We start from the raw sequence: 23,134 nt of genomic DNA on the forward strand, positions 1-23,134 counted from the left end.
GTATGCTGGCATGCATTTGACCTCCGGGTGTGTGCATGATAATATCTATGGGCCGGTCACCGGTCTCCCTGATGGCTCGAAGTACCTGTTCAGCATCCTCAACATCTATGTACTGGTAGACAGGAACACCTAACATGGAAACTGCTTCTTTCCTGTGTATCATGGTAAGAACCTTTGTGCCCCACATGCGCTCCATCCGTTTGATCATGGAAAGCCTTTGCATCTTAATCTTCTTGAGCTGGGACTGGGGATAGACAAAAGCGTACAAGAAGAAGATCAGAGATAAGATTATCAGAATTTCTGTGACGGTGATTTCGGAAATCGAGACCAGAATGATACCCCCTAAACCAATTTGTACTCCCATTTATACGCACAAATTATGCATTATAATTTGACAATGTATAGTAAACATATTACATTTGGTAAATTAAATACGTAATCGTACTTGCTGTTAGTAGGTGACTTGATGGTAAGTGACAAAAAAGAAAAAACGTAGCTTTTTTATTTCCATCTTCAAAACTATAAAAAATGGTTGTGTGAAAATTTTACAAAAGCGTAGTGTTTTTTGCTATTACATATATCCCCGAAATACTGTGCGGAGTACAAAATTCGAACCCTGTGTGTTTAGGAAATGATGTCTGTTTGATGGGCAACATCAATCCAAACGTATTTGGGGACGGGTCATTTGCTGATATTGAGAACGAAGTGAAAAACTGTATGGATGCAGCTCCAGAAAAAGGATTCATCCTCTCGACAAGATGTGAGATTCCGCTTCTGAGCCAGGGCGATTATAAAATCAGAAGCATTGATAATAAATCATCAAATACTAAATGTTGATTAATGAAACATATCCATAACAAAAGTTCGACTTCAAAAAAGTAAAAAGTAGCCATATCAAAATAGGACTATCTAAAGAAATTTAATAGTCCCGCCCGGATTTGAACCGGGGTCCCAGGCTCCAAAGGCCTGAAGGATTGACCGCTACCCTACGGGACTTCACATCCTGCATATTGCACAATAATACTTATTTGTTGTGGAAAAATTCAGATCATTTCTGGATGATAAGGGTCAGCACATCGCCATCTTCCAGCATGTGGTCAAGACCGGCTCGCTGGCCGGGGTGTTTGGCTGATGGGCCCCATATCTGGGAATACCTGAACTTATCACGGAAATCGCGGTGCAGGCGATCACAGATATCGCCTACTGTCACGCCGTTGGTCACGATCATTGGCTCGTCCATGTCTGCGGGGCCGCCCTGTGGTTTCATGTATATCCTGATGAAGTCCAGGGTATCGTAGATCAGGTCCTTGACGGCTTCAAGGTTCTTCTCCTCGTTGGCGGAAATTAATGTGGCATCCGGGAACTTTGCCTTGCAGAATTCCAGGATCTCCTCGTCGGCCATGTCCACCTTGTTGATGACGATCACAGCAGGGATGTACACCCTGTTGGCCATCACCCCGTCGATAAGCTGGTCCATGTTGATGTTTTCCCTGAGAAGGACATGGGCATTGTGTATCTTGTACTCACCCAGGATAGCCTTGATCAGGTCGTCGGACATCTCAAGCTCCATGGTCGTACTGATGATCACGCCACCCCTGTCCATCCTTTTGATGGTAACATCAGGAGATGACATATTGATCCTGATACCTGCATCGTAGAGTTCCTGCATCAGCACCTTATGGTGCTCGGTCTGGAACACGTCCAGCAGGAAAAGCACAAGATTAGAGTTCCTCACCACGGAGATGACCTCCCTTCCACGGCCACGGCCGCTGGCGGCACCTCTTACAAGACCCGGCACATCAAGGATCTGGATGGTCGCGCCCTTATAATCCAGCACACCCGGGATCACATCAAGGGTCGTGAACTCATACGCACCCACCTCTGAATTAGCACCGGTCAGCTTGTTCAGGAGAGTGGACTTACCCACGGAAGGGAATCCCACAAGTGCAACAGTAGCATCTCCTGACTTCCTTACAGAATAGCCCTCGCCGCCGGACTTAGCAGAAGCTCTCTTCTGCACATCTTCCCTCAGGCGTGCAAGTTTCGCCTTCAACTTACCGATGTGATGGGATGTTGCCTTGTTATAGGGAGTCTTACGGATCTCGTCCTCGACTGCCTGGATATCTTCGTGTAAACTCATCTGCTCCCTACCATAACTTCAATATAAAAAAGATTTTCCTTAGGAGACCCGGAAATTACCTGCATACCCCGTCAAAAAGGATGACCTCTACCTCAGTTCCTTCCCTTACCATCAGCTCACCCGCAGGGATCTCAATGAACCCGTCCGCAGCCGCAAGAGTGGTGATCGAAGCCGAAGACTTATTGACAGAATATACCATGTCCCCCTCCAGCCGTACAGCATGAAGCTCATGCCTGGTCTCGGAAATGACATCCTCCCCGAGGACTGCCGTAGTCCTCTGTTTCACCGGTTCCGAAGCGCCCAGGCATCTCCTGACAAGCGGCAACAGGAACTCATAGAACACCGTGAGCGAAGCCGTCGGATGACCCGGCAAGGCCACGATCGGAATCTCATCTATGATCCCAATGATCACAGGCTTTCCCGGCTTGAAGTTAAGGCCGTGTGCCAGTAGCTCGCCCTTTTCCTCAATGATATTGTACATGAAATCATCAGGTCCGGCTGACGTACTGCCGGATGTCAGTACCAGGTCACATTCAGCAATTGCCCTGTCCACCGCCTCCCTGACCGCTGCCCTGTCATCCCTCACAATGCCATAGGGAACAGCATCTGCCCCGGAGTCCGTAACACTTGCATAGAGCGAATAGGAATTGCAGTCGTAGATCATACCGGGATCAAGAGGTCCTCCCGGAACTGTCAGCTCATTCCCGGTGGAGATTATCCCCACCTTCATGGACCTGACATCCACATTCCTCTTCCCGATGGATGCAAACACACCGACCTCACGCGCTCCGATCCGGGTGCCTTTGCGAAGCACACGCTCGCCCTTTGCAACGTCCATGCCTGCATGAATCAGATTCTGGTCTGCACTCGCTGTCACTTTTACGAGAACATTGTCGCCTTTAAGCTCAGTGTCCTCCACCATTACAACGGCATCGGCACCTTCAGGAATAGGACCGCCTGTTGCGATCTCCGCGGCCTCCATCTCATTCACACGATACTGCGGAAGCTGTCCCACCGGGGAGAATCCCACCAGCCTTAGGGCTACAGGTCCTTCCTTTGCTGAAAGCAAGTCCTCTGAACGCACAGCATACCCGTCCTTCAGGGATTTATCAAAATCCGGGACAGCTATGGCTGAAATAATGTCCTCTGCAAGCACACGACCTGTTGCAGTCTCAATGGGCATTGACCTTACATGGGATAGGACATCGAGTCCTCCAAAAAGGCGTCTGGCATCCTCGATGGAGAGCAGGTCCCGCAATATTTTCCGTGGCATTGTTAGTTCAACTTAAGAAAGAAAAAAGAATGATCACAAGAGGATCATTCGTAGATCGGAGTACCTGTGCTGCCGGTAACCTCTTCAAAAGCAGCGACTGCTGCCTTGGTGATAGGACCAACAGAACCATCGCCGATAGGACGTCCGTCAAGCTTTGTGATAGGTGCAGCCTCTGCTGCGGTACCTGTGACGAATATCTCATCTGCGGTGTACATGTCGAACAGGCCGAGGTTCCCGACAATGACCTCATAGCCGCGCTCCTCGAGAAGCTCAATGGCAGTAGCCCTTGTGATACCCTTGAGGTTGTTGATGGTTGGCGGGGTGTAGATCTTACCGTTCTTGATGACGAAGATGTTGTCTCCGGAACCTTCAGAAACGAAACCGTTCTGGTCAAGGAAGATAGCCTCATCGCCGCCCTTCTCGTTTGCCTCGATCTTGGCAAGGATGTTGTTCAGGTAGTTCAGTGACTTGATGTTAGGGGACAGTGCATCCGGTGCATTACGCCTGATACCGACCGTAATTGCTTTGAGACCGACCTCATAGAGATCGCCGTACATTGCAGCCCATTCCTGTGAAACGATGTAGATGCTTGGTTTTGGGCACTTGCGTGGGTCAAGACCGAGGTCACCAACACCACGTGAAACAATAGGACGGATGTATGCATCTCTGAGATCGTTCTTCCTCAGTGTCTCAAGGATAGCCTCGCTCATCTCTTCCTTTGAGATAGGGACCTCAAGAGCAATAGCCTTTGCAGAATCATACAGCCTGTCAACATGCTCCTGCAACTTGAAGACACGACCGTTGTATGCCCTGATCCCCTCAAAGACACCATCACCGTACAGGAAACCGTGGTCATAGATAGAAACCGTTGCATTTTCCTTTGTGACAAACTCACCGTTGTAATAGATCAGTAATTCGCTCATATGAATCCTCTTTAATAATACCGGTTAAAGGTACGTTTTGTAAATATTGTATCCTTGATGTTATCTATCTTATATATGAATATTTGTATCAGCTGAGATCCGGCAACAGTGAAAGATGACACTAAAGCAACAGATAACGGAAAATGAGAATTATCGTAAAAGCTGATTCATGCGTTTTCCTGCTCAGTTGAACTTTCCATATCCTGCTGTTCAGAATATTTCCTGAATATCACTTCATACTCACGCCATCCCACTACAAATATGACAATTATGAAAGGCACCAGAAAAGTCATACCCAGGGAAAAATCAGAGAACAACGCCATCACTCCAAAAAAGAAGACCATAAAACCGGTCTGGAATAAGATAGCCGATAGCCGCCTTTCTTGGGCCCTCTTTCAGTGCATAGACCCCCCAGAACCTTAAGCTAAAGATATCCTTTAAAGCAGGAGAGGAAATGTCCTCTATGCCCTCCATTCCTTTCAGGAATTGCCCCATCCTTATGTCAGAGATCGTTTTAGAGTAAAACAGAGACAGAAGAAAAACAATAACCAGTGCAAACCCACCGATCAGGACCTGGTCAAACATGATAAGCAGAGTTGAGATGAACATGAGGAAACCAAAGATTGCCGGTAGGTAAGTGGTCTTCTCTTTGAGTGCTTTTGCCAGATTGTAAAGTGTCATTACTGCAAAGAAAAGAAGACCTAGAATAAGGATTGTTGACATGATTGGCGACACCTTTGTTATTTTAAGTACTGAGACCATGTGGACAGATACATTAAACAAAACTAACTCCATTGTATAAATTTATTTTTACAACTGCGGATGTACTAAAAATAACACCTCTAATTTTTGCCGCACAATTTACCTGAAAAACTCTCCTGTACAAAAGACTTTTATGTATAAACACCCATGTCGTATCTCATCCGCCCAAATTCATTTTGGGCCCGTGGCTTAGCCAGGATATAGCACCGGGCTTCTAACCCGGGGGTCGTGGGTTCAACTCCCACCGGGTCCGTTAGAACACTTTGGAAAGTCCTGATCTGACAGGACTTTTTTAACTTTTTTGAGATCGAACTTTTGCTATGAATAGATCCCATCATTCAACATTTGGATTTTGACCATTGCATGCAGGTGCACGACCATATTTATTCTCAAAATGCACTATTATATTACTTTTCCATCTTCAAGATTTGAACCTAGAGATTACTTGTGCCTAATGTTCCAGCCGGTTACAACTAAGACAGCGGGTTTTGCGAAAATACCGAATTGTTCATAAATACAATGTCTCCGGACCCGGCTGTAAAATATCCTCGGAGTAATTATTCAGATAGCTCCAAATGATAAATTTAAATACGTGTAGAAATACTTATTTAAGCACATAAAAAATTGGGTTTGAAAAAAATGGGGAAAAATTTAAAGATCGGGATGTTCTCCTGGGAGAGCTTACACTCGATAAAAGTAGGCGGTATAGCACCGCATGTTTCCGAACTTGCAGAAGCTCTTGCTGAGAAAGGACATTCAGTTCATATATTTACAAGAAATCATGAACTTGAACCATATGAGAAAGTGAATGGAGTTCATTACCATCGGGTGGACCATTCTCTTGACGGAGGCATTGTCCAGCAAATGGATAGCATGTGTGATTCAATGTACTCGAGATTCCTTGATGTTACCAGGGAATATGGCAAGTTCGATATGTTGCATGTCCATGACTGGCATCCTTTCAATGTGGTCTCAAGGATAAAACATGAATTTGGGATACCCTTCATGGTCACATATCACAGTACCGAATGGGGAAGGAACGGTAACGTACATGGGGACTGGTGGGAAGCCAGGGAAATATCCCACAGGGAATGGAAAGCTGGCTATGAATCTATAAAGGTCATATCCACTTCACAACAACTTACAGATGAGATCAAGTTCCTGTACCAGATACCCGATGAGAAGATATCCATCGTTCCAAACGGTATCTTTCATGGGAAAATTAAAAAGGACGTAGATCCCGGAGAAGTGAAAAAAAGATTAGGGATACATCCTCTTGCACCGGTTGTTCTGTTCATAGGACGTATGAGCTACCAGAAAGGACCTGATCTGCTTGTTGAAGCGATCCCTAAAGTGTTGGATCATCGCTGGGATACTCAGTTTGTCTTCATTGGAGAAGGTGAAATGCGCCCTCACTGTGAATATCTTGCAAATGCACAAAATGTTTCAGATCGTTGCCATTTCCTGGGGTATGCAGATGATGAAACAGCAAGGGACTGGTTTAATGCATGCGATATTCTCTGTATTCCAAGCAGGAACGAACCTTTTGGCATAGTTGTTCTTGAAGGCTGGGATGCTGAAAGGACCATCGTTGCAACAGATGCGGTCCAGATAATCGATAATTTCGTTGATGGTATCCTTGTCTACAAAGATCCGGAGTCTATTTCATGGGGTCTGAATTACGTGCTTGATGACCTCTCCAATGACACCCTGAGACAAGCCGGTAAAGAACTTATCGAGACCAAATTCAACTGGCATAAGATCGCAGAAGAGACAGTTGAAGCGTACAATTTGGATGAAGAAAATGTTTGGATACATGGGACGACACTTGGAAGAACAAAACAATTTTGGTGGAAAATTGATAGTGATCTCAACCTTTCCATAAGCAGAGAATTTAATTCGTCAAATGGTAATCTCAAGGTTGATAAACTCATCATGAAGGACGAATTGAGTAAATTGGATGATTATATGGCAGATGACCAGTGGAAAGGTCTGTCAAATAACGTAGAAAAATTAAGAAATGGGACCGAAAAAGAAGGAATTGGGAAATTCCTTTATAATGAACTCCATTGGATCAATAAAGAAGCTCAGTTATCAAGTCACATTGGATCAATATTCCATCAGGCCGGTGTGTGGGAATACAATGGAAAAAAGAGAGGGATTCAATTTAGAAAAGTAACAGACGATTGGCACATGTTGATGAAAAGCTACTATGGAGAATGCATTAAAGAACTTGATGAAACAGAGCAATATAATAGCGTTGATCTTAAGTGATCAACGCTTAAAGCTTCTACCTCATTATTTTATTATTAATTAGACGCATTACCCTTTTCATCCCTTCAAACATTGCTTATTCATCAATTTACTTCCCTATCCTTTCCTGCATCCCTCTTGCTGCTTTTTCCGAGAAGGTCAATGTCAATATTTTTCAGGAAACAGACCTTTTTAGATGAGGTCGCCCACTTTCCCTGTAATGGTGAATGTCTTTCCTGAACCCGGGGCTGCCAGGATCAGACGAGGAAAATTGGTTATGTCCAAGTTAGTGTTGAGCTTTTATTTTACTTTGTGTTAGCGTCACCTTTTGATGAAAATAAAAAAAACATCAGGTCGACCTGATGCTTGTACTCACTTTCTCAAGGGTATCGACCTCAGGCAAATAATGCTTATTTCCCCCCAGCCTGACCCTTTTTGAGATCTTAATTTCCATGCCTGCCAATTCCGTAAACAATATAAAATGGAACAAATCCTCCTTGACCAATCCTTTTATTTCGCTGGCAGTAGAGCGGAGGACACCCTTTCGGGTGTCCGGGAGCGGAACGCTTCAGCTTAGCGCGTAGCGTACTAATGAATAACTAAATAGATATCATTTCAGTGAATCTCTGAAACTAGAAGGGCGGCAAACTGATAAAACTACGAAGATACCCACACAAATCAGCGATGAGCCTTGTCATATTACTCATCACTTCAATTCACGACCAGTTTTCTTCCGGAAGGTTTATGTTGGATTTTTACAATGTTGTATGACATAATAAAAGTTTTGCAGTGGGGGAGAAAATTGTTATAGAGAGGGACCTCATTTCAGAATTCAGAGTAACAGAGAGGTCGGATCATGCAAAGAAAAGCAGGAAAAGTATTAGGGATCACAGGTGGTCTGTTAGCGATCATCGCAGGCGCATCTATGTATGCAGTTACTGTAGGCGGTCTCAGAATAGGTGGAGGAGCTATGCTTTACGGAGTATCTTCTGTATTTGGAATCTCCAATCCCGAACTAGTCATGTCCGTTTTTTGCTTCCTGATAATAGTCTTCGGAGCGATGGGGATTGCAGGAGGAATATATGCCGAAAAGAATCATCAGCTTGCAGGCATATTGATGATCATACCGGCCATCGCCGGATTTGCATTACTTAGCGTGATGTGGGCACCTATCGGTGCCATGCTTATTATGGGAGGAGTCCTGACCCTAAGGTCGGGCAAATGAACCTTGCCGGATATACCTCAGTAATTCCCCATCAGTTTGGCAATACCCCTGTGTACACCATGAATGCTCAGATCACTGCCTAAGTACATCATTGGGCACCTGCCCGTAAAACAGCGATGGTCAGCACATAGATCCCGTACAGCAGGCGTGTCGGTCCTCCAGTGGATCCAGGTATTGACAACACCCTTTTCAAAAAGCTGTTTCATGACATCGGCAGGTTCCATGGTTGTCAGCCCTATCACTGCATTCTCAACACCATCAGGGACTTCTCCTACGGACTTGATGGCATCCAGTTTCGGCCTGTTGGAAAGATCAACATAATAGACGGTTTTACCACGCGTTTTCAGCTCATTGGCTGCCCACTTGATTGCAGGTTTTGTTTTATCATCTACCACGACATATTCATCTGCATCCCAGAACTCCGAATAATCGATTCCCATATTAATAGCTCCCTGCAAAACGAAAAATAATTTCACAATCATAAAATGTAATTAACTACTTAAAATAATCTTAGACTCCGTCCTTTAAAATACCTTCTATTTACCGTTTTGCCAGGTTCACACCCCTGAACTTGCCTAATAATACACAGATATATCCGAAAAGTGCAAAATATCTTATTCCAAATTACAACCTCCAGTGGAAATTGAGGGGTTTATGCGGACGTACCTTCGTGTTCTCATTAATGGATAGTGCTTTCCTAAATGTGTATTCGTTTTTACTAAGATATGAAACTCTTATAAGTAAAGATAGAAACCAAAATATAGCATACAAGCAACTTACATCCTGTTAAAGCAAAAAGAGGAGAGGAAATTGGACCAGATAAAAGAGTTCTTCAAAAGGGACAGATTTGCAGAATATATCAACGCTGAACTTCTGGAAGTCTCAGAAGGATACGCGAAAGCAAAGATGGACATCCATGAGCACCACCTCAACGGCGTAGGCATCGTACAGGGAGGAGCAACATTTACCCTTGCAGACTTCACTTTTGCAGCTGCTGCCAACTCCCATGGTACAGTTGCAGTTGCCATAAATGCAACGATCTCCTTTGTGACCGCAGCAACATCAGGAACCCTGATAGCCGAAGCACGGGAAACCTCAAGGAATCAAAAGATAGCAACCTATACCATCGAAGTTACCGACGACAACAGCAACACCATTGCCATCTTCCAGGGAATGGTATACAGAAAAAAACAGACCTTAGAATCATTTATGGATCAAGCGTAAGGATTCGACCTCTTCCTTTTCCGGGTGCTCAAGTCCAAGCAGGAATTCCTTTAGCATCCGGTGATCGTCCACCAGTTTGTCGGCTTTCATAATACTCTCTTTACTGACATAAGTAGGCACACCCACACAGAACATACCAGCCCTGTTCGCAGCCTCCACGCCCATTGGTGCATTCTCCACCACAAGGCACTCACTTATGCCAACGTCGAGCATCTCAGCAACCTTCAGGAAAGGATCGGGTGCAGGTTTCCCCTTTTCTACATCCTCGCCACTAAGAACAATATCGAAAATATCGTCGAACAATCTGCCAATAACATCATGCACGATATTCCTGTCAGCACCCGAGACCACTGAAAGCATGAAACGCTCCCTCAATATCGGAAGGCATTCATCAATTTCCCTGAACGACTTAAGTACAAGGATCCTTGCAAACTCTGTCCGGTATCGTTTTATCAGCCCATCTACATCAAAATCAAGGGGGTCGATCCCTTCCTTCTCAAGCAGGAAACTGACGATCTCTACGGTCTTCGAACCTTCCTTGTCGTAGATGTCCTGTTTATCCATATTGATGCCCAGTTCATCAAAGATATGCTGCATAGCCTCGGTATGGTAGGACATCGAATCCACCAGCACACCGTCCATGTCGAATATCAGAACTTTTAGCACAAATTACACCCTTTAAAATGAATAGATCCCAAAGCTCAACATACAGGGTCTGAACCAGAATCTGAACGGAGCATATACCACAGGTTATTGATATAGCTTCTTAAAAGAAGCTATTTCCGTAATGGGTAACAAAAAATGTACATTAGGAATGCAAAAATCTGCAACACATGCAGATATATGATCCATTCGATTATTTTAACCTGATCTCGTTCTCATGCTTGTGGAGAGCCATCTCTATATTGGATTTGAGGTCCTGTTCCTTGAACGGCTTTGAGATATAACCATATGGCTCGGCGATCTTTGCCCTCTCAAGGGTATTATCATCGGTATATGCTGTAAGGAAGATCACCGGGATATCGAACTTTTCCCTGATCTTTTCAGCCGCCTCAATACCATCCATCTCGCCTCTGAGCATGACGTCCATTAGCACAAGATCAGGATAGAACAGGTCCGCTTTTACAACAGCGTCCTCTCCTGAAGAAGCCGTATCGACTACTGAATATCCCATCATTTCAAGCTTGTTCTTTATGCTTAAAGCGACGATATTCTCATCCTCTACGACTAAAATATTTGCCCCTTTCATCTTGTGACCTTCATATCCTGCTATTTTCATTGAATATTATTGTAAAAGCTGTTCCGGAAGTACGGTCCATAACAATGGTACCACCGATCTGGTCGACCAGAGTTTTCAACAGCTGTAAGCCCAATGAAGTGCTTTTCCTATAGTCAATTTCCTCCGGGAAACCTATACCATTATCAGTCACGATTAGTATAAATCTATTTTCATCCCCATGCTTTAGATCAATAGAGATCTTACCTGGCATTCCCTGAAAAGCATGTTTCAAAGAATTGGTGACCAGCTCGTTTATGATGATCCCAAGAGGGATCGCTGTATCCATGCTCAAAAAAATATCCTCGACGTTAAGCTCCAGTTCAATGTCCTTATCGAGAGAATATGAACTGATAAGTTCAGCTGCGAGCTTCTGGATATAATCAGCAAAATTGATGCTTTCCATATCCGTTGACTGGTAAAGTTCCTCATGGATCAATGACATCGACATAACGCGGGTCCTGCTCTCCATAAAAGCCTGGACCACGGACGTATCCTCAAACTCCATGGAACAAAGGTCGAGCAAACTGCAGATTATCTGGAGGTTGTTCTTGATACGATGATGGATCTCCTTTTTGCGCATCACTTCGACCTCCATCAACGCCTTTTCTGCGTTCTTGCGCTCAGTGAGATCATGTATTGTGATAATTATGCGCTCCTTACCTCCGATCATAGCCGATCTTGCCATGACCTCGGTCCAGAATAGTTCGCCATTCTTTTTCCGGGCCTGCCATTCAGCACTCACAAAACCATTTTCAGACGCTGAATCGATCAGCCACATGATATTTTCCAATGAGTAGAGAGCCTTGCCCCCCTTAATATCCTCAGCAGTCCTGCCCAGCACTTCTTCCCTGGAATAACCGGACATATCACAGCCCCTGTCATTGATATCAAGCAATCTGTAATTGTCCCTTTCATGAATAGTGATCCCATCAAGCGAACCATTGAAAACAACACGATATTTTTCCTCAGAGCTTTTAAGGGCTGCCTCTGCATTCCGAAACTCGGTCACATCCTCCCCGGAACATAGCAACCCTGTGATAACGCCTTCAACCGACCTCAGAACTACAGTATGCCATGCAATGATCCGTGCATCACCCACACCTGTTACTATGCTACTCTCTGAATATTCCAGAATGTTCTTGTCGCCACCCATTAGTTTCGGGAAAGCTTTGCGACCCTGGAAACTGAACTCTTCTGAAAAACCAAGATCATACCATTTTTTCCCAATAATATCGGATTCGGAAAGACCGAACATCCTGCAACCTTTCCTGTTGATGCTGATCACATTCTGATCACGATCAACTACAAAGATGATCACGCCAATGATATCCAGATAGTTCTGGAGCTTGTCCTTTTCCTTTTTGAGCATGTATTCGGCATGTTCCCTATCAGAAATATCCCTGCATATGCCAAAATAGACATCTTTTCCATCCCATTTTCCCGGGGTCACTTTCACTTCAGCAGGAATAGAAAGCCCATCTTTTGTGATAAAGGAAAGAGAAAATGAAGCATGCTTCTTCTCACGGACCTCCCTGATGGCTTTCATGACCACATCACGATCATTCTCAGAATGCAAACCTAACAAACCTATAGCGCGCAACTCATCCAGAGTGTATCCAAGACGTTCACTTGTCTTTTTGGTGGCATCGATAATATGACCAGTTAGATCTATCACAAAAAAAAGATCTTCAATACTATCGAACAGGTTCTGCAGGTCTTTTTGCCTTTTTTCCAGATTCAGTTCGGATCTGATCCTTGCAATGAAACCGCCTATCTGTACAGCAATAGCTTCCAGAGAATCCTGAATTTCAGAGGGAAGGATATCATGGCTATGCGAAGCAACGTTCAAACTGCCTACAACTTTACCACCATATGTTATCGGAATAATGCCACATCCAAGCAAACCATTTGTAAAAGGATCAACAGGAATGTTATCCGTAAAATCAAAACACGCCCCATAAAATGGCAAGCCTTTTTCGAGGATCTCATGTTGAAGAGAATCTGAACTATAATGGGAATTTCTGCGAATGAACTCATCTGAAAGGTTCTTCTGCATTACAAGATAGATCTCATCGGTATTCTCATCTACAAAATATATGCCACCACAATCAACAACCCCAATATTAAGGGTCGTTTCCAGCAACCGTTCAAGGCTTGTGAGCAGATTGCTACTGGAACACAAGGCAATGCCTATGTCTCGCTGGATACGCAGCAACCTATCAGATACAGGAGCATTGATACCACCAACTCCCTTCAGCTCATATTCAGACCTGCCCATACTATTTCTCAAAGAAAAGAACACAGAGATTGAATATTAAGTTACCTAAGGGTCTATAAATAAAGCTTTATTTCTCCGGAGGGAAATGAATTATTAATAGAAAACCATTATAATTCTCTGTGATACTATGCCAGAAAACGTTGAAGCAAATCCTATAACTTCATGGAATCCGGAAAGCAAGCATCCGAATATTTCTAAGACCGCATACATACACCCTCAGGCAACGGTCATCGGTGCAGTTTCCATCGGCGAAAGAGTTATGGTCGCACCCTATGCCTCCGTAAGGGGAGATGAGGGACAGGATATCAGGATCGATGACCACAGCAATGTACAGGACGCAGTTGTCCTTCACGGGCGCCAGACCATTGATCAGAATGGCAATCCAATAAAAGAGAATCAGGTAGAAGTTGACGGGGAGAACTATTCGATCTACATAGGAAAGCGTGTATCTCTTGCCCATCAGGCACAGGTACATGGTCCTGCCGTTGTTTTCGACGATGTTTTCATAGGGATGCAGACATTCGTGTACAAGGCAACGATCGGAAAGAACTCAGTACTTGAACCAAAAGCTTGCGTGATCGGTGCGAATGTCCCCGAGAACAGATACGTCCCTGCAGGAGTTACCATCACATCCCAGGAAGATGCAGACAAACTGCCTGAGATATACGAAGGATACACATTTAAGCACACCAACGCAGAGGTTGTTGAAGTAAACGTAGAGCTGGCAGATGGATACAACCAGAGGAAATAAGATTAATCGGGGTAAGGTCAGGGTCCGCTCACGTACGGGTAACCCTCTGCTTTCCATTGGTTGATGCCACCCAGCATGTTATACACATCATTGTAACCAGCATCAACAAGAATATTGCTTGCTGTGACACTTCTTGCACCTGAACGGCAGTAAACTAATATAGTTCCATCCCGGGCCACCTCGTCCAGCCTTGAGCTAAGTTCGTTCACATTGATGTTCACAGCACCTTCGATGTGCTCAGTTTCGAACTCATTGACCGTACGAACATCCAGCAGGAAAACTTCCCTGGAATCCATCATATTTTTTGCTTCCTGTACAGACACATCCGTGTATCCTGTGGAAGTATCATCCTCATCTACAGGATCCGATATACCAGGATTAGCACAGCCTAAAATGAGACAGGACACTACCAATATTGCAAAAACCAGTACAATTTTCTCAGAGACCATATTCATGCCCCCTCCCCTCTGCAAAAATAATCACCTTCAAGAGCGAACTGGCTATAAACATAGCATTCCTTACAGAGACAGCCCGCTTTTTCAGGGACAGGTAACTTGTTCCCCCTTGCACAGAACATATACCCTTCTCCCGGGGATGATGGACAATGTTTGCAATTACAGGCTTTGGAATGATGGAAGGAAGGGCATATCCCGAAATATTTCCCGCCGATCTTTTCCTCACCACTATCAGACATTATTGATCCCCCATAAAATATAGGAAATCGCTTCCCTTTAGCTTTATCTGAGGAGCTTTTGTGCGATCAAACCGAGGTGATCATCATGGAACGGTGCAAGGTCCTGCTTTTTTAGGATCTGGAACTTGGTATCAAATTCCTTTTCCAGCTTCTTTACCTCTTCCTTGAACACCTTTCCCGGATTTGCCACAGTATCAATGCTCCTTGCCTTGATAGACAAAAGGAGGTGACCATCACCTTTAAGGAACTGTTCGCAGTTCACTGCCGCGATCTGTGCCTGGTTGGGCTGTGCCACATCCTGGAAGACCACATCGACCTGTTCAACGATGTGTGCATAGGAAGCAGGATGGTTAGCATCTGCAAGAATAGGAATTATGTTCAATCTTGTATCACATAACTGTATCAGTTCCCTCATGGTTCGCGGGGAAAATTCCACAGCATATACCAGGCCATCGGTGAGAATATCTGAAACATGGCTCACAGTAGTACCGGATGCTGCACCCAGATACAGGACATTGGAATCACTCTTGATCGGGATATTCATCTTCTTCAGAACCATGGCAGCAAGCTTGCTCCTGCGGGCATCCCATATACGATACTCGTCCCCTTCCGCCTCTACGAGCCTTTCCCCATAGACGGCTGAACCGGGTACTGCGTTCTTTGTGCCGATGAACCTCTTTCCACTTTTCTGTACTTCGAAAATGCCATCTGAAAGTTCTTTTACAGCCATTTAACGCCTACCCCCTGAATTCTTATTCCCCTTGCCCCGGCCTTTCCCGGAAGGTTTCTCCCTTGCAGGAGGCTTTGGGTTGGAACTTTTTATTGAATTTACCTTCTTCTCAAGACCGGTCTTTATAGCAGGACTCAGTTCTCCTGAATAGACATCTGTGCGGCAGGCAAGACTGATCTTTGCAGCCAGTGCACGTGCGATCTTACCCCTCTGCCACCAGGGAGAGTTCTTGATGAGTGGATGATTGAAAATCAAACCGTGCTTCGGTGAGGGAGCACGGGACCTTAGATGCTTGAAGAGTGCCCGACTGGCACCCATTACCTGGACCGTGCTGGAAGGCAGTTGTGCAAGCCTCTCAAGACCGCCTGTCATACTGATCAGGCGTGCACCAATGAGGGGACCTGCAATATTGGATAGGTTGGGAGCGATCTCCCCCATATTCCGGACGATGCTTTCCTCGATGCTGTGCCGGTTATCATACAGGTCGCATATGTTCGAAGCAAACTGCTTCACAAGTTCCTCATCAGCAGGAGGAAGTTCGGCACCCATGGATGATGAAGCCTTTTCGAAAATCGGATCGTCAGCAGGTATGTTGGAACGTGCACCATGCTCTTTTACGAATCTTGCAAGCTGCTCTGAACTGAATCCCAGTTCCGGGAAATGCAATCCATACCACTCTGACAGGCGCTCAGACAGGGCATTTGCTGCATCATCGATGTCATCCAGTGCTTCAACTGCCTGAATGATACGCATGTCCGGTGTGTTGGTGCGGGAAATACGCAATTTTCCTGCACGTATGCTCACATCCCGAAGCAGGGAATCGTATTCCCGGTCATTTTCCACAAAACCGAAGGAAATCGCCGGAGCACGGATGTCAAACCCTGCTTCAGGTGCCCGTGCACCTGCTGCATTCTGGTGGAGTAAGCCTTCTGCAAGCTCATCGACATCCTTATTGAAAAGTTCACAATCAGCAACACCATTTTCCTCAAGGGTCAGGATCCCATACCATGTAATGATCTTCAAATTAATCCTTCCATATTTTTGCACCGGAGTTGTTCGCACGTGTCAGGACAACGTTACCGCCAACGGTCTCATCCAGGAAAAGCTGTGCTTCCTTTCTTATCTGCTCACCTATACGCCTGTGATCCACAACACCAAACACCACAGGTCCAAAAGAGCTCATACCTGCACCTGCTGCTCCAAGGTCCTGCATGAACTCGATAAGGTCCCGCACAGCCGGTGACTGCAAAGCAACCTCTCGCTTCTTGAAACCGACCGTTTGCAAATGGTTCAGGGCCATCCCGAAGTTCTCAATATCGCCCTCTATAATTGCAGGCATCATTTGCATCAGCACAACATGACAGACTTCCTGCACTTCCTGAAGAGGAATAGGGCACTCTTTTTTGAATATATCCACTTCCTGGGCATCGTGTGCTCCTTTGGAATCCGGAAGTGCCAGTATAATATCCCAGTCAGGAAGATCATGCCTGAAAATTACCGGGGCAGGATCCGCCCTGCTGGCAGATGAAGGGGAAAATGATCCCTTCTCACTGAACTTATGCCCGCAATCAACAAGGAAACCACCCTTCTCAAAGGAAGCAACACCTATACCGGAAGTTCCACCCCTGCCGACCCTGATCGCAAGCTCGTTAACGCTCATTCCAAGCCCGTAAAGTTCATTCACTGCCGCTGCAGCGCTCAGGGCTATCTGGGTACCAGATCCCAGACCGACATGAGGAGGCATGTCCTCTTTCACATGGACCTTTATTCCTTCACCTTCGGGAAGCAAAGCTTCTACAGCTGCATACACCCGGTCTGAAAGACTTGATCCACCCGTTATTTCGATCCCATCATGCTTTTCAGCGCTCAGTGTGATGTTAGGCGAATCAAGGGTGATCCCTACACCGCCATCCACCCGTCCGATCTCTGCATTCATGTCTATCAAAGACAGATGCAATCTGGATGGTGATCTTATTTTTATCATGCTCGTTTATCAGTGTTCATAATATTAAACACTAACACCCGAACGGGAAGAGCGTTTGTTTTTCACAAACCACCAGCCTGTCCTCAGCACTTCCCTGCTGAATATGAACATCAGCAGAGGGGGAATAAAAGAAGCTATCCTGAACCGGATATCGCCTGTCATTCTCACATCCAGCTGCTCGTCGAAGAACTGCGGAGTAATAGAATAATGGAACTGCCTGCAACCACTGTGAACGACAGAGGCCAGAGTGTGAAGATATCCGCAAAGCATCCCTGTATATGCAGGGTCAGGCAGTCCATAAGCCAGATCACAGGACAACTCACGGATATGTATACTGGAAAAAATGCTTTTCAGCAGACGAAAGATGTGATAGCTGATACCGTAGACCATTCGGCCCTTTGAGCGAATATCATCGAAAGACTCACGTAGGCTGGGTCCAGCCTCGTTTCCGTCCTCATCACCTTCCCTGCTACCATCTTCACTAACCTCATCCAATGGCTTGCTTGTTGGGACAGATGCTTTTTCCGGACCTTTCTTTCGTGGGAAACGCATCGACAAAAAGCTCCACTTCACATCTACGATACTATGAACACCATTCAGGTTTCCCTTTACATTGAAAACAACGTCTATCGGGGCGAACAGGATAAGCCCCAGTAAAAAAATAATGCAAAGGCTAAGCGAGTAGATGAGAAGTGACATATTCAACTGCTTACGGCATTTGTCAAAAGAGAGATGACAGGATCACTCTTTATCAACATCTTCCGGAACATCGACTTTGCTGCCATGTTCCTTGCCTTCACTTTTTTTCATCTTCCCTTTTGCGGATTTTATCTTTTCGAACACTTCCGGAACCGCTTCGATCAATTTCCCGATGTCGCTCTTTCCGGAAAGGGTCAGCAGACGCACACCCTCTTCTTCGATCACTATGAAGGCAACTGGCTCGATCTTAGCACCGCCACCGCCTCCACCACCGAATCCGGTTTCAGCTCCTTCTTTAGTACCTTCTCCGCCACCACTCCCAAAACCAAAGGAAACCTTGGTAACAGGGATAATGGTCTTGTCCCCGGCAACTACCGCATCTCCGACTACTGTCTTTGTACTGACCAGACGCTCAAGCTCACTGCTCACTTCTTTTATGACATCTTCCACACCCATATCGATAACCTCCCCATTATCCTGAAGCCGAACCACAGGCACGACCACAGCCCACGGATATTTAATCTATTAAAGAAATTATGGGGGACAACAGTATAAATGTATTCCCATGGGAACTCCTGTCAAAAGTCAAAAGTGGCTTTACTGCCCCTCATTGTCCATAAAGAAGTTCATCAGCGAATACTTCACCTTCTCAGGGTCCACATCCACGAACTCGTTCCTTTCTGCAGGCGGGAACACATCGAAGACCGCGAACTTGCCAAATCTCTCCTTTGAATCGGTCAGGAACCTGCCATCAAGAAGTATGCGTGCACCGTAATCCTCAGGGGAGCGGACAACCCTGCCCATGGCCTGCCGGATCTTGCGTATCGTTGGCACCTGTATGGCAAACTCCCATCCTGCACCGTAACCAAAGACATGATCATATGCAGACTCTACTGCATTCATCCGGTCATTGAGAGCCGGATAGCCCACACCTACGATCACAACAGTGCGACCCCTGCCATCACGGTAATCGATACCCTCGCTTAAGGTCCCCCAAAGATAGGACATCAGCACGGCTTTGCCACCGGACTCACCTATAGCAAAGAAATCCGTCCTCACTTCCTGGGAAGACACACCGACCTCATCGAGGAAGATGGGCACATCTATTCTGGGTTCCAGTTTTGAATAGAACCTCTTTGCCTCAAAGGAGCTCTGGAAAAAGATGATCACATTGCCCTTTGAATGCTCAATAGAATCCAGAAGGACCTGTTCCAGCAACCCGACCGTATGCGGATCATCCCGGTTCTTGGCAAAGAGAGGAGGAATGGATACTGCAATTGAAAGGCGTTTTTCTTCCGGGAAGGATGTACCGTAGGATATCTCGCAGGTGTCCCGTGTGATCCCCAGCGTTTTCTTCACCATATCGAACGGATGAAGTGTCGCTGACATCAGTACACCTGAGAACAGGGAATTAAAGAGCGGCTCTGTAACGTTCTTAGGAATACATGTGAACAGTTCCACACGCCCGTATATCTCATCGTTCATATCCCTGCGGACATTCAGTATCGGGTAATAGTTAGGATTATGGGACAGCTCCAGATAAGCTGACAGGAAATCTGCAACATAGCGGATGTGGGAGCGCTTCATCACACCAGTTAACCCTTTCTTGTACTGATCACGATAGGTCTCATCGAGTTTCGCCCCGATCTCGCTTGCCTCTGAAAGAAGTATCTGTATCTCATCCTTGTCGCCGAAATCCTCCTTTGCGTTGCGAAGGAACCTTGCGCGTACGATGTCGTTGCGGTCATAGGGATCACTGATACGCATGTCATACCAGTTCTTCCTGACACGCTCACGCTCACCGAACTTGAACCTGGAATTGTAGGTTTCCGTAATAACATCCTGAAAGACCTTGAACAAGTTATGGATATTGTCATCTGCCAGAAGGTCGATGTTGGCTTCAAGTTCTGCTCTTGCTTTCTCTATCGAATGCTCGGTCAGGGAAATAGAGGAATGTGAACGTGCTGCAGATTCGATATTATGCGCTTCATCAAAGATAGCGATGACATCCTGCGGCTCCTTTTCAAGCCAGCCTAATACCGTTGAGAAGATATCCGCATTCAGCACATGGTGATAATTACAGATCAAAAGGTCCGCATGCTTAAGCTCACGTTTTAGCAGCTCATATCCGCACATGCCGTTCTGGAGAGCATGGTCATTGACCTCTTCGGGAGTGCGTACTTCTTTAAAGAGCCAGTCCCGGAACTTCTCACTATCGGACCTTAGCACCTCATAGAGGTTATTACAGGATCGATCACGCAGGCCTTTGGCCTTCTCTTCCAAAGCATCAAGCTCCTTTGACAGTTCATCACGAAGCGCTACAAAAGCCTGATCACGGGATTTCTTGTAGCTTTCCCTGGCAGACCTGAGCTCCTGCCTTTTAAGATGCATCTCACGCTCGGTCTCCATAAGCTCAAAGGTGTTCTCCCTTTTGACAGAACACTCCTCATAATCCGCTTCAAGGGGACACATTGTTGTCTTCCCTTTCACGATTGCAACCTTGACATCGTGTGTCTTCTTAATGTCACGAGCTTCATTGATGAACTGGACCATCTGCTGATGTACATTCGTAGCTATAATGACAGTCTTGTCAAGCTGTTTTCCCACATGGAGTGATGGTGACAGAGCGCTCAGCGTCTTGCCGGTCCCGCATGCCCCCTCGAATAGCACGAACTGCTTCTGCAGAAGGGCAGAGTGTATTCTATCCATTGCCTCCTGCTGGTTATTATAACATGAACTTTTTGGGAAATATTTCATATACGCGGGATTGTCACTCATCGCACACCCTATGCATTCACCCTACTTTAATGGTAGTGATGGATCATCACCCCAGAGGTCTTACCGACACAATATCCTCTGCAATAACGCGATCTGTAGTACTATCAAACACCTTAACAGTGATCTGACTGCCTTCCCTGAACCCGTAATTATTAGAAGTATCCGAGTAACCTCCGACACTGACACGAACCGTAGAAGCATCCGTACCATTGATACTGTCATCACCATTAAGCACCAGGAACTCCCCGGCAGACCACAGACCATCGTCGATACATGGGTTGTTGCTCTTGTAGGTTGCACATGTACCGGAAGGTGTCAGATCGTAATATTTAGCAGTTACCTGCCCGTACACCTTGAACCCGCCATGTCCCACTTTACCGACATAGCTGCTGCCATCTCCGCTGAGGACCACAAAAGTGGAGTCAAGGTCCAGCGGATCTCCGCCTTTATGTTCGAGTATCACGAAGTTCTCTTTATACTGCACTGCATTCGGAACGCCACCAACAGCATCTTTGACCTCTATCATCGCCATGGGCGTAGAAGAGGAAATGCTTCCAAAGACACCATTATCCATTACTGCTGCTGCCACCACACCTGCAAGAAGCACGGTCAGCAGGACCAGCAGAAGCGCTCCGATTATCGGTGCTACCGCACCATCGTTTTTTAGGATCGCTACCATAATTTCAACCGAGTGGTAGACAGCAGAGGGATATTAAATTATTTTGTCAGACAATTGCTATATATAAAACAAGAACTTGAATTTAACTCATTTTTTGAAAATATGAGAACATAATTATTGAAAAATAGATAATTAAATGACTATGTATAGCCGGAAATTAGCATTATCGAATTTAATAATTTCCTAGAAGTGAAAACCATGTTTTGAGAATCGATACCTTTTTATCTAACTTATTTAATGGGTATATTGCAAAATTTGCAACTAATACAAGTTTAACCAACTTGAATAGGAGAAAATAATAATGGTAGCAGTAATTAACAGAGACGAATGTGTAGGATGCGGAACATGTGTAGATGACTGCCCATCCGAAGCAATTTCAATGGACGGCGACAACATCGCTGTAGTAAATGCTGACGAATGTATTGACTGTGGTGCATGTGTGGACTCCTGTCCAACAGATGCAATCACAATGGAATAAGCCTGCTTATTCCATTTATCTTTCTATTTTTCATATCGCTTCTTTTGTATTGTTTTTTCATACTGTTTATTACCAGACGAGTTACGTTTCACGTCTGATCACACATTAAATAGCTGAAATGGTTGAGTGAACACTAACTTATTTAGACCCGAACCTCAAAAGAAAGCCAGAGTGTGTTGGCTATCGTGGTGATAGATATATAGCATTGACAACATTATGAGTAAAGATCATCATGTTAGTTGTATTATCAGTAGGTGGATCCATACTCGCAAAGGACCTGGATCCTGAGCATTTTGTTGCCTATGCTTCCGCACTCCGGGAACTGGGACGTGAACACAAGTTAGTGATCGTTACCGGTGGCGGTGTTGCAGCAAGGAATTACATAGACGTTGCAAGGACCGTCGGAGCAAACGAAGTTGTGTGCGATTTTATCGGAATTGACATAACAAGACTGAACGCCCAGCTCCTGATTGCAGCACTTGGAAAAGATGCGTATCCTGAACCCCCTACCAGCTACAAGGAAGCTGAATCTGCCCTTGCATCAGGGAAGATAGTGGTAATGGGAGGAGTAATTCCGGGACAGACCACAGATGCGGTTTCCGCAGTTCTTGCCGAATATCTCAATGCAGACATGATGGTTATCGCAACATCCGTTGACGGCGTATATTCAAGTGATCCAAGAGAAGACCCGGATGCTAAGAAGTATGATGTCATGACAGCAAAAGAACTTGTCAGCGTTGTAATTTCAACAGAAATGAAAGCCGGATCCAAATCACCTGTCGACCCTCTTGCTTCCAAGATCATCGAGCGCTGCAACATCGATACTATAGTAATGGATGGAACTGATCCGGAGGATGTACTTCAGGTCGTACTTCAGGAATGCTCAAAAGTAGGCGAGATAACCGGAGTGCGCCTTGGCACACGTATAATCGGCTGATCTAAAAAGTAAATGTTGATCTGATGATCGATACCTTTTATTGATTT

General features: G+C 45.4%; 28 protein-coding genes and 2 tRNA genes. 8 read left to right on the top strand and 22 right to left on the bottom strand.

All coding sequences use genetic code 11. The features are described 5' to 3' along the window. On the bottom strand, positions 1-268 hold a 268-nt coding region (locus tag BMX02_RS07930; protein WP_449288727.1), incomplete at its 3' end, for an SDH family Clp fold serine proteinase. Positions 269-618: 350 nt separating this feature from the next. Between BMX02_RS07930 and BMX02_RS07935 the strand changes: the two genes are divergently transcribed. Further along, entirely contained in the window at positions 619-837 is a 219-nt protein-coding gene (locus tag BMX02_RS07935; RefSeq protein WP_280176525.1) for a uroporphyrinogen decarboxylase family protein, read from the top strand. Positions 838-923: 86 nt separating this feature from the next. On the opposite strand, the gene BMX02_RS07940 is transcribed toward BMX02_RS07935, so the two are convergent. From BMX02_RS07940 to BMX02_RS07960, 6 genes are all read right to left on the bottom strand, one after another. Next, positions 924-996, bottom strand: a tRNA-Gln gene (locus tag BMX02_RS07940). 52 nt (positions 997-1,048) lie between these two features. Next, positions 1,049-2,140 (bottom strand): OBG GTPase family GTP-binding protein, encoded by a 1,092-nt coding sequence (locus tag BMX02_RS07945; RefSeq protein WP_091690160.1) that lies wholly within the window; start codon positions 2,138-2,140, stop codon positions 1,049-1,051. Positions 2,141-2,195: 55 nt separating this feature from the next. Then, on the bottom strand, positions 2,196-3,413 hold the full coding sequence (locus tag BMX02_RS07950) for a molybdopterin molybdotransferase MoeA (protein ID WP_091690161.1): 1,218 nt from the start codon (positions 3,411-3,413) through the stop codon (positions 2,196-2,198). A gap of 44 nt (positions 3,414-3,457) precedes the next feature. Further along, positions 3,458-4,336, bottom strand: coding sequence for a branched-chain-amino-acid transaminase (ilvE, locus tag BMX02_RS07955; protein ID WP_091690162.1), 879 nt, complete (start codon positions 4,334-4,336; stop codon positions 3,458-3,460). A gap of 167 nt (positions 4,337-4,503) precedes the next feature. Then, positions 4,504-4,653 (bottom strand): hypothetical protein, encoded by a 150-nt coding sequence (locus tag BMX02_RS11905; RefSeq protein WP_167879315.1) that lies wholly within the window; start codon positions 4,651-4,653, stop codon positions 4,504-4,506. Next, the gene (locus BMX02_RS07960) at positions 4,643-5,059 is read right to left on the bottom strand and encodes a hypothetical protein (protein ID WP_091690163.1); all 417 of its coding nucleotides are present in this window, start codon (positions 5,057-5,059) and stop codon (positions 4,643-4,645) included. Before BMX02_RS07960 ends, BMX02_RS11905 begins: the two co-directional genes overlap by 11 nt. Before the next feature lie 217 nt (positions 5,060-5,276). Here BMX02_RS07960 and BMX02_RS07965 point away from each other — a divergent pair. Both BMX02_RS07965 and BMX02_RS07970 read left to right on the top strand, forming a co-directional pair. Further along, positions 5,277-5,351 (top strand) — tRNA-Arg (locus tag BMX02_RS07965). Between the two features lie 386 nt (positions 5,352-5,737). Beyond that, positions 5,738-7,372, top strand: a complete 1,635-nt coding sequence (locus BMX02_RS07970; protein WP_091690164.1) for a glycosyltransferase family 4 protein — start codon at positions 5,738-5,740, stop codon at positions 7,370-7,372. Positions 7,373-7,543: 171 nt separating this feature from the next. Here BMX02_RS07970 and BMX02_RS12395 read toward each other — a convergent pair whose 3' ends face one another. Both BMX02_RS12395 and BMX02_RS12005 read right to left on the bottom strand, forming a co-directional pair. Further along, positions 7,544-7,636, bottom strand: coding sequence for a UvrD-helicase domain-containing protein (locus BMX02_RS12395; protein ID WP_394328887.1), 93 nt, complete (start codon positions 7,634-7,636; stop codon positions 7,544-7,546). Positions 7,637-7,700: 64 nt separating this feature from the next. After that, complete coding sequence (locus tag BMX02_RS12005) at positions 7,701-7,841, bottom strand: hypothetical protein (RefSeq protein ID WP_218138497.1); 141 nt, start codon at positions 7,839-7,841, stop codon at positions 7,701-7,703. Between the two features lie 366 nt (positions 7,842-8,207). On the opposite strand from BMX02_RS12005, the gene BMX02_RS07975 reads away from it, so the two are divergent. After that, positions 8,208-8,576 carry a hypothetical protein gene (locus tag BMX02_RS07975; protein ID WP_091690165.1) on the top strand — a complete coding sequence of 123 codons (369 nt, stop codon included), beginning with the start codon at positions 8,208-8,210 and terminating at the stop codon, positions 8,574-8,576. A gap of 17 nt (positions 8,577-8,593) precedes the next feature. On the opposite strand, the gene BMX02_RS07980 is transcribed toward BMX02_RS07975, so the two are convergent. Continuing rightward, on the bottom strand, positions 8,594-9,016 hold the full coding sequence (locus BMX02_RS07980; RefSeq protein WP_244625198.1) for a Rossmann-fold NAD(P)-binding domain-containing protein: 423 nt from the start codon (positions 9,014-9,016) through the stop codon (positions 8,594-8,596). A gap of 370 nt (positions 9,017-9,386) precedes the next feature. Between BMX02_RS07980 and BMX02_RS07985 the strand changes: the two genes are divergently transcribed. Beyond that, positions 9,387-9,800, top strand: coding sequence for a PaaI family thioesterase (locus tag BMX02_RS07985; protein ID WP_091690166.1), 414 nt, complete (start codon positions 9,387-9,389; stop codon positions 9,798-9,800). On the opposite strand, the gene BMX02_RS07990 is transcribed toward BMX02_RS07985, so the two are convergent. From BMX02_RS07990 to BMX02_RS08000, 3 genes are all read right to left on the bottom strand, one after another. Next, positions 9,780-10,466, bottom strand: coding sequence for an HAD family hydrolase (locus tag BMX02_RS07990; RefSeq protein ID WP_091690167.1), 687 nt, complete (start codon positions 10,464-10,466; stop codon positions 9,780-9,782). The genes BMX02_RS07985 and BMX02_RS07990 overlap by 21 nt on opposite strands. A gap of 190 nt (positions 10,467-10,656) precedes the next feature. Further along, complete coding sequence (locus BMX02_RS07995; protein WP_091690314.1) at positions 10,657-11,049, bottom strand: response regulator; 393 nt, start codon at positions 11,047-11,049, stop codon at positions 10,657-10,659. Positions 11,050-11,059: 10 nt separating this feature from the next. Beyond that, entirely contained in the window at positions 11,060-13,357 is a 2,298-nt protein-coding gene (locus BMX02_RS08000) for a PAS domain S-box protein (RefSeq protein ID WP_091690168.1), read from the bottom strand. A 127-nt stretch (positions 13,358-13,484) separates the two neighbouring features. Here BMX02_RS08000 and BMX02_RS08005 point away from each other — a divergent pair, with 127 nt between their 5' ends. Next, positions 13,485-14,108, top strand: coding sequence for a carbonic anhydrase (locus tag BMX02_RS08005; RefSeq protein ID WP_091690169.1), 624 nt, complete (start codon positions 13,485-13,487; stop codon positions 14,106-14,108). A 17-nt stretch (positions 14,109-14,125) separates the two neighbouring features. Here the strand turns inward: BMX02_RS08005 and BMX02_RS08010 are convergent, their stop codons facing one another. The 9 genes from BMX02_RS08010 to BMX02_RS08050 form a co-directional block, all read right to left on the bottom strand. Then, complete coding sequence (locus tag BMX02_RS08010; RefSeq protein WP_091690170.1) at positions 14,126-14,557, bottom strand: rhodanese-like domain-containing protein; 432 nt, start codon at positions 14,555-14,557, stop codon at positions 14,126-14,128. Positions 14,558-14,559: 2 nt separating this feature from the next. Continuing rightward, positions 14,560-14,802, bottom strand: coding sequence for a DUF2769 domain-containing protein (locus BMX02_RS08015; protein WP_091690171.1), 243 nt, complete (start codon positions 14,800-14,802; stop codon positions 14,560-14,562). A gap of 43 nt (positions 14,803-14,845) precedes the next feature. Then, complete coding sequence (locus BMX02_RS08020; RefSeq protein ID WP_091690172.1) at positions 14,846-15,532, bottom strand: fibrillarin-like rRNA/tRNA 2'-O-methyltransferase; 687 nt, start codon at positions 15,530-15,532, stop codon at positions 14,846-14,848. Further along, the gene (locus tag BMX02_RS08025) at positions 15,533-16,555 is read right to left on the bottom strand and encodes an NOP5/NOP56 family protein (RefSeq protein ID WP_091690173.1); all 1,023 of its coding nucleotides are present in this window, start codon (positions 16,553-16,555) and stop codon (positions 15,533-15,535) included. Position 16,556: 1 nt separating this feature from the next. After that, positions 16,557-17,516: a beta-ribofuranosylaminobenzene 5'-phosphate synthase gene (locus tag BMX02_RS08030; protein ID WP_091690174.1), complete on the bottom strand. Its 960-nt coding sequence runs from the start codon at positions 17,514-17,516 to the stop codon at positions 16,557-16,559. 24 nt (positions 17,517-17,540) lie between these two features. Continuing rightward, positions 17,541-18,215 (bottom strand): DUF2953 domain-containing protein, encoded by a 675-nt coding sequence (locus BMX02_RS08035; protein WP_091690175.1) that lies wholly within the window; start codon positions 18,213-18,215, stop codon positions 17,541-17,543. Between the two features lie 42 nt (positions 18,216-18,257). Further along, positions 18,258-18,713 (bottom strand): GerW family sporulation protein, encoded by a 456-nt coding sequence (locus BMX02_RS08040; RefSeq protein WP_244625199.1) that lies wholly within the window; start codon positions 18,711-18,713, stop codon positions 18,258-18,260. 99 nt (positions 18,714-18,812) lie between these two features. Beyond that, on the bottom strand, positions 18,813-20,993 hold the full coding sequence (locus BMX02_RS08045; protein WP_091690177.1) for an ATP-dependent DNA helicase: 2,181 nt from the start codon (positions 20,991-20,993) through the stop codon (positions 18,813-18,815). A gap of 46 nt (positions 20,994-21,039) precedes the next feature. After that, complete coding sequence (locus BMX02_RS08050) at positions 21,040-21,672, bottom strand: type IV pilin domain-containing protein (RefSeq protein WP_091690178.1); 633 nt, start codon at positions 21,670-21,672, stop codon at positions 21,040-21,042. 301 nt (positions 21,673-21,973) lie between these two features. On the opposite strand from BMX02_RS08050, the gene BMX02_RS08055 reads away from it, so the two are divergent. Both BMX02_RS08055 and pyrH read left to right on the top strand, forming a co-directional pair. After that, a complete protein-coding gene (locus tag BMX02_RS08055; protein ID WP_091690179.1) occupies positions 21,974-22,150 on the top strand; it encodes a 4Fe-4S binding protein in 177 nt (58 codons plus the stop codon). A gap of 232 nt (positions 22,151-22,382) precedes the next feature. Next, positions 22,383-23,087 carry a UMP kinase gene (gene pyrH, locus BMX02_RS08060; RefSeq protein WP_091690180.1) on the top strand — a complete coding sequence of 235 codons (705 nt, stop codon included), beginning with the start codon at positions 22,383-22,385 and terminating at the stop codon, positions 23,085-23,087. The last annotated feature ends 47 nt before the right edge of the window (positions 23,088-23,134 follow it).

The sequence above is a fragment of the Methanococcoides vulcani genome (genome assembly GCF_900111645.1).
Classification (GTDB): domain Archaea; phylum Halobacteriota; class Methanosarcinia; order Methanosarcinales; family Methanosarcinaceae; genus Methanococcoides; species Methanococcoides vulcani.

What these genes read in the sequence shown, in the direction of transcription:
- BMX02_RS08020 (WP_091690172.1), bottom strand. Translation starts at nt 15,532, where the DNA reads ATGGCTGTAAAAGAACTTTCAGATGGCATTTTCGAAGTACAGAAAAGT.
- BMX02_RS07995 (WP_091690314.1), bottom strand. Translation starts at nt 11,049, where the DNA reads ATGAAAGGGGCAAATATTTTAGTCGTAGAGGATGAGAATATCGTCGCT.
- BMX02_RS07970 (WP_091690164.1), top strand. Translation starts at nt 5,738, where the DNA reads ATGGGGAAAAATTTAAAGATCGGGATGTTCTCCTGGGAGAGCTTACAC.
- BMX02_RS08010 (WP_091690170.1), bottom strand. Translation starts at nt 14,557, where the DNA reads ATGGTCTCTGAGAAAATTGTACTGGTTTTTGCAATATTGGTAGTGTCC.
- BMX02_RS08015 (WP_091690171.1), bottom strand. Translation starts at nt 14,802, where the DNA reads ATGTCTGATAGTGGTGAGGAAAAGATCGGCGGGAAATATTTCGGGATA.
- BMX02_RS08045 (WP_091690177.1), bottom strand. Translation starts at nt 20,993, where the DNA reads ATGAGTGACAATCCCGCGTATATGAAATATTTCCCAAAAAGTTCATGT.
- ilvE (WP_091690162.1), bottom strand. Translation starts at nt 4,336, where the DNA reads ATGAGCGAATTACTGATCTATTACAACGGTGAGTTTGTCACAAAGGAA.
- BMX02_RS08030 (WP_091690174.1), bottom strand. Translation starts at nt 17,516, where the DNA reads ATGATAAAAATAAGATCACCATCCAGATTGCATCTGTCTTTGATAGAC.
- BMX02_RS07980 (WP_244625198.1), bottom strand. Translation starts at nt 9,016, where the DNA reads ATGGGAATCGATTATTCGGAGTTCTGGGATGCAGATGAATATGTCGTG.
- BMX02_RS08000 (WP_091690168.1), bottom strand. Translation starts at nt 13,357, where the DNA reads ATGGGCAGGTCTGAATATGAGCTGAAGGGAGTTGGTGGTATCAATGCT.
- BMX02_RS07960 (WP_091690163.1), bottom strand. Translation starts at nt 5,059, where the DNA reads ATGTCAACAATCCTTATTCTAGGTCTTCTTTTCTTTGCAGTAATGACA.
- BMX02_RS08005 (WP_091690169.1), top strand. Translation starts at nt 13,485, where the DNA reads ATGCCAGAAAACGTTGAAGCAAATCCTATAACTTCATGGAATCCGGAA.
- BMX02_RS08055 (WP_091690179.1), top strand. Translation starts at nt 21,974, where the DNA reads ATGGTAGCAGTAATTAACAGAGACGAATGTGTAGGATGCGGAACATGT.
- BMX02_RS08050 (WP_091690178.1), bottom strand. Translation starts at nt 21,672, where the DNA reads ATGGTAGCGATCCTAAAAAACGATGGTGCGGTAGCACCGATAATCGGA.
- pyrH (WP_091690180.1), top strand. Translation starts at nt 22,383, where the DNA reads ATGTTAGTTGTATTATCAGTAGGTGGATCCATACTCGCAAAGGACCTG.
- BMX02_RS07950 (WP_091690161.1), bottom strand. Translation starts at nt 3,413, where the DNA reads ATGCCACGGAAAATATTGCGGGACCTGCTCTCCATCGAGGATGCCAGA.
- BMX02_RS07945 (WP_091690160.1), bottom strand. Translation starts at nt 2,140, where the DNA reads ATGAGTTTACACGAAGATATCCAGGCAGTCGAGGACGAGATCCGTAAG.
- BMX02_RS07975 (WP_091690165.1), top strand. Translation starts at nt 8,208, where the DNA reads ATGCAAAGAAAAGCAGGAAAAGTATTAGGGATCACAGGTGGTCTGTTA.
- BMX02_RS08035 (WP_091690175.1), bottom strand. Translation starts at nt 18,215, where the DNA reads ATGTCACTTCTCATCTACTCGCTTAGCCTTTGCATTATTTTTTTACTG.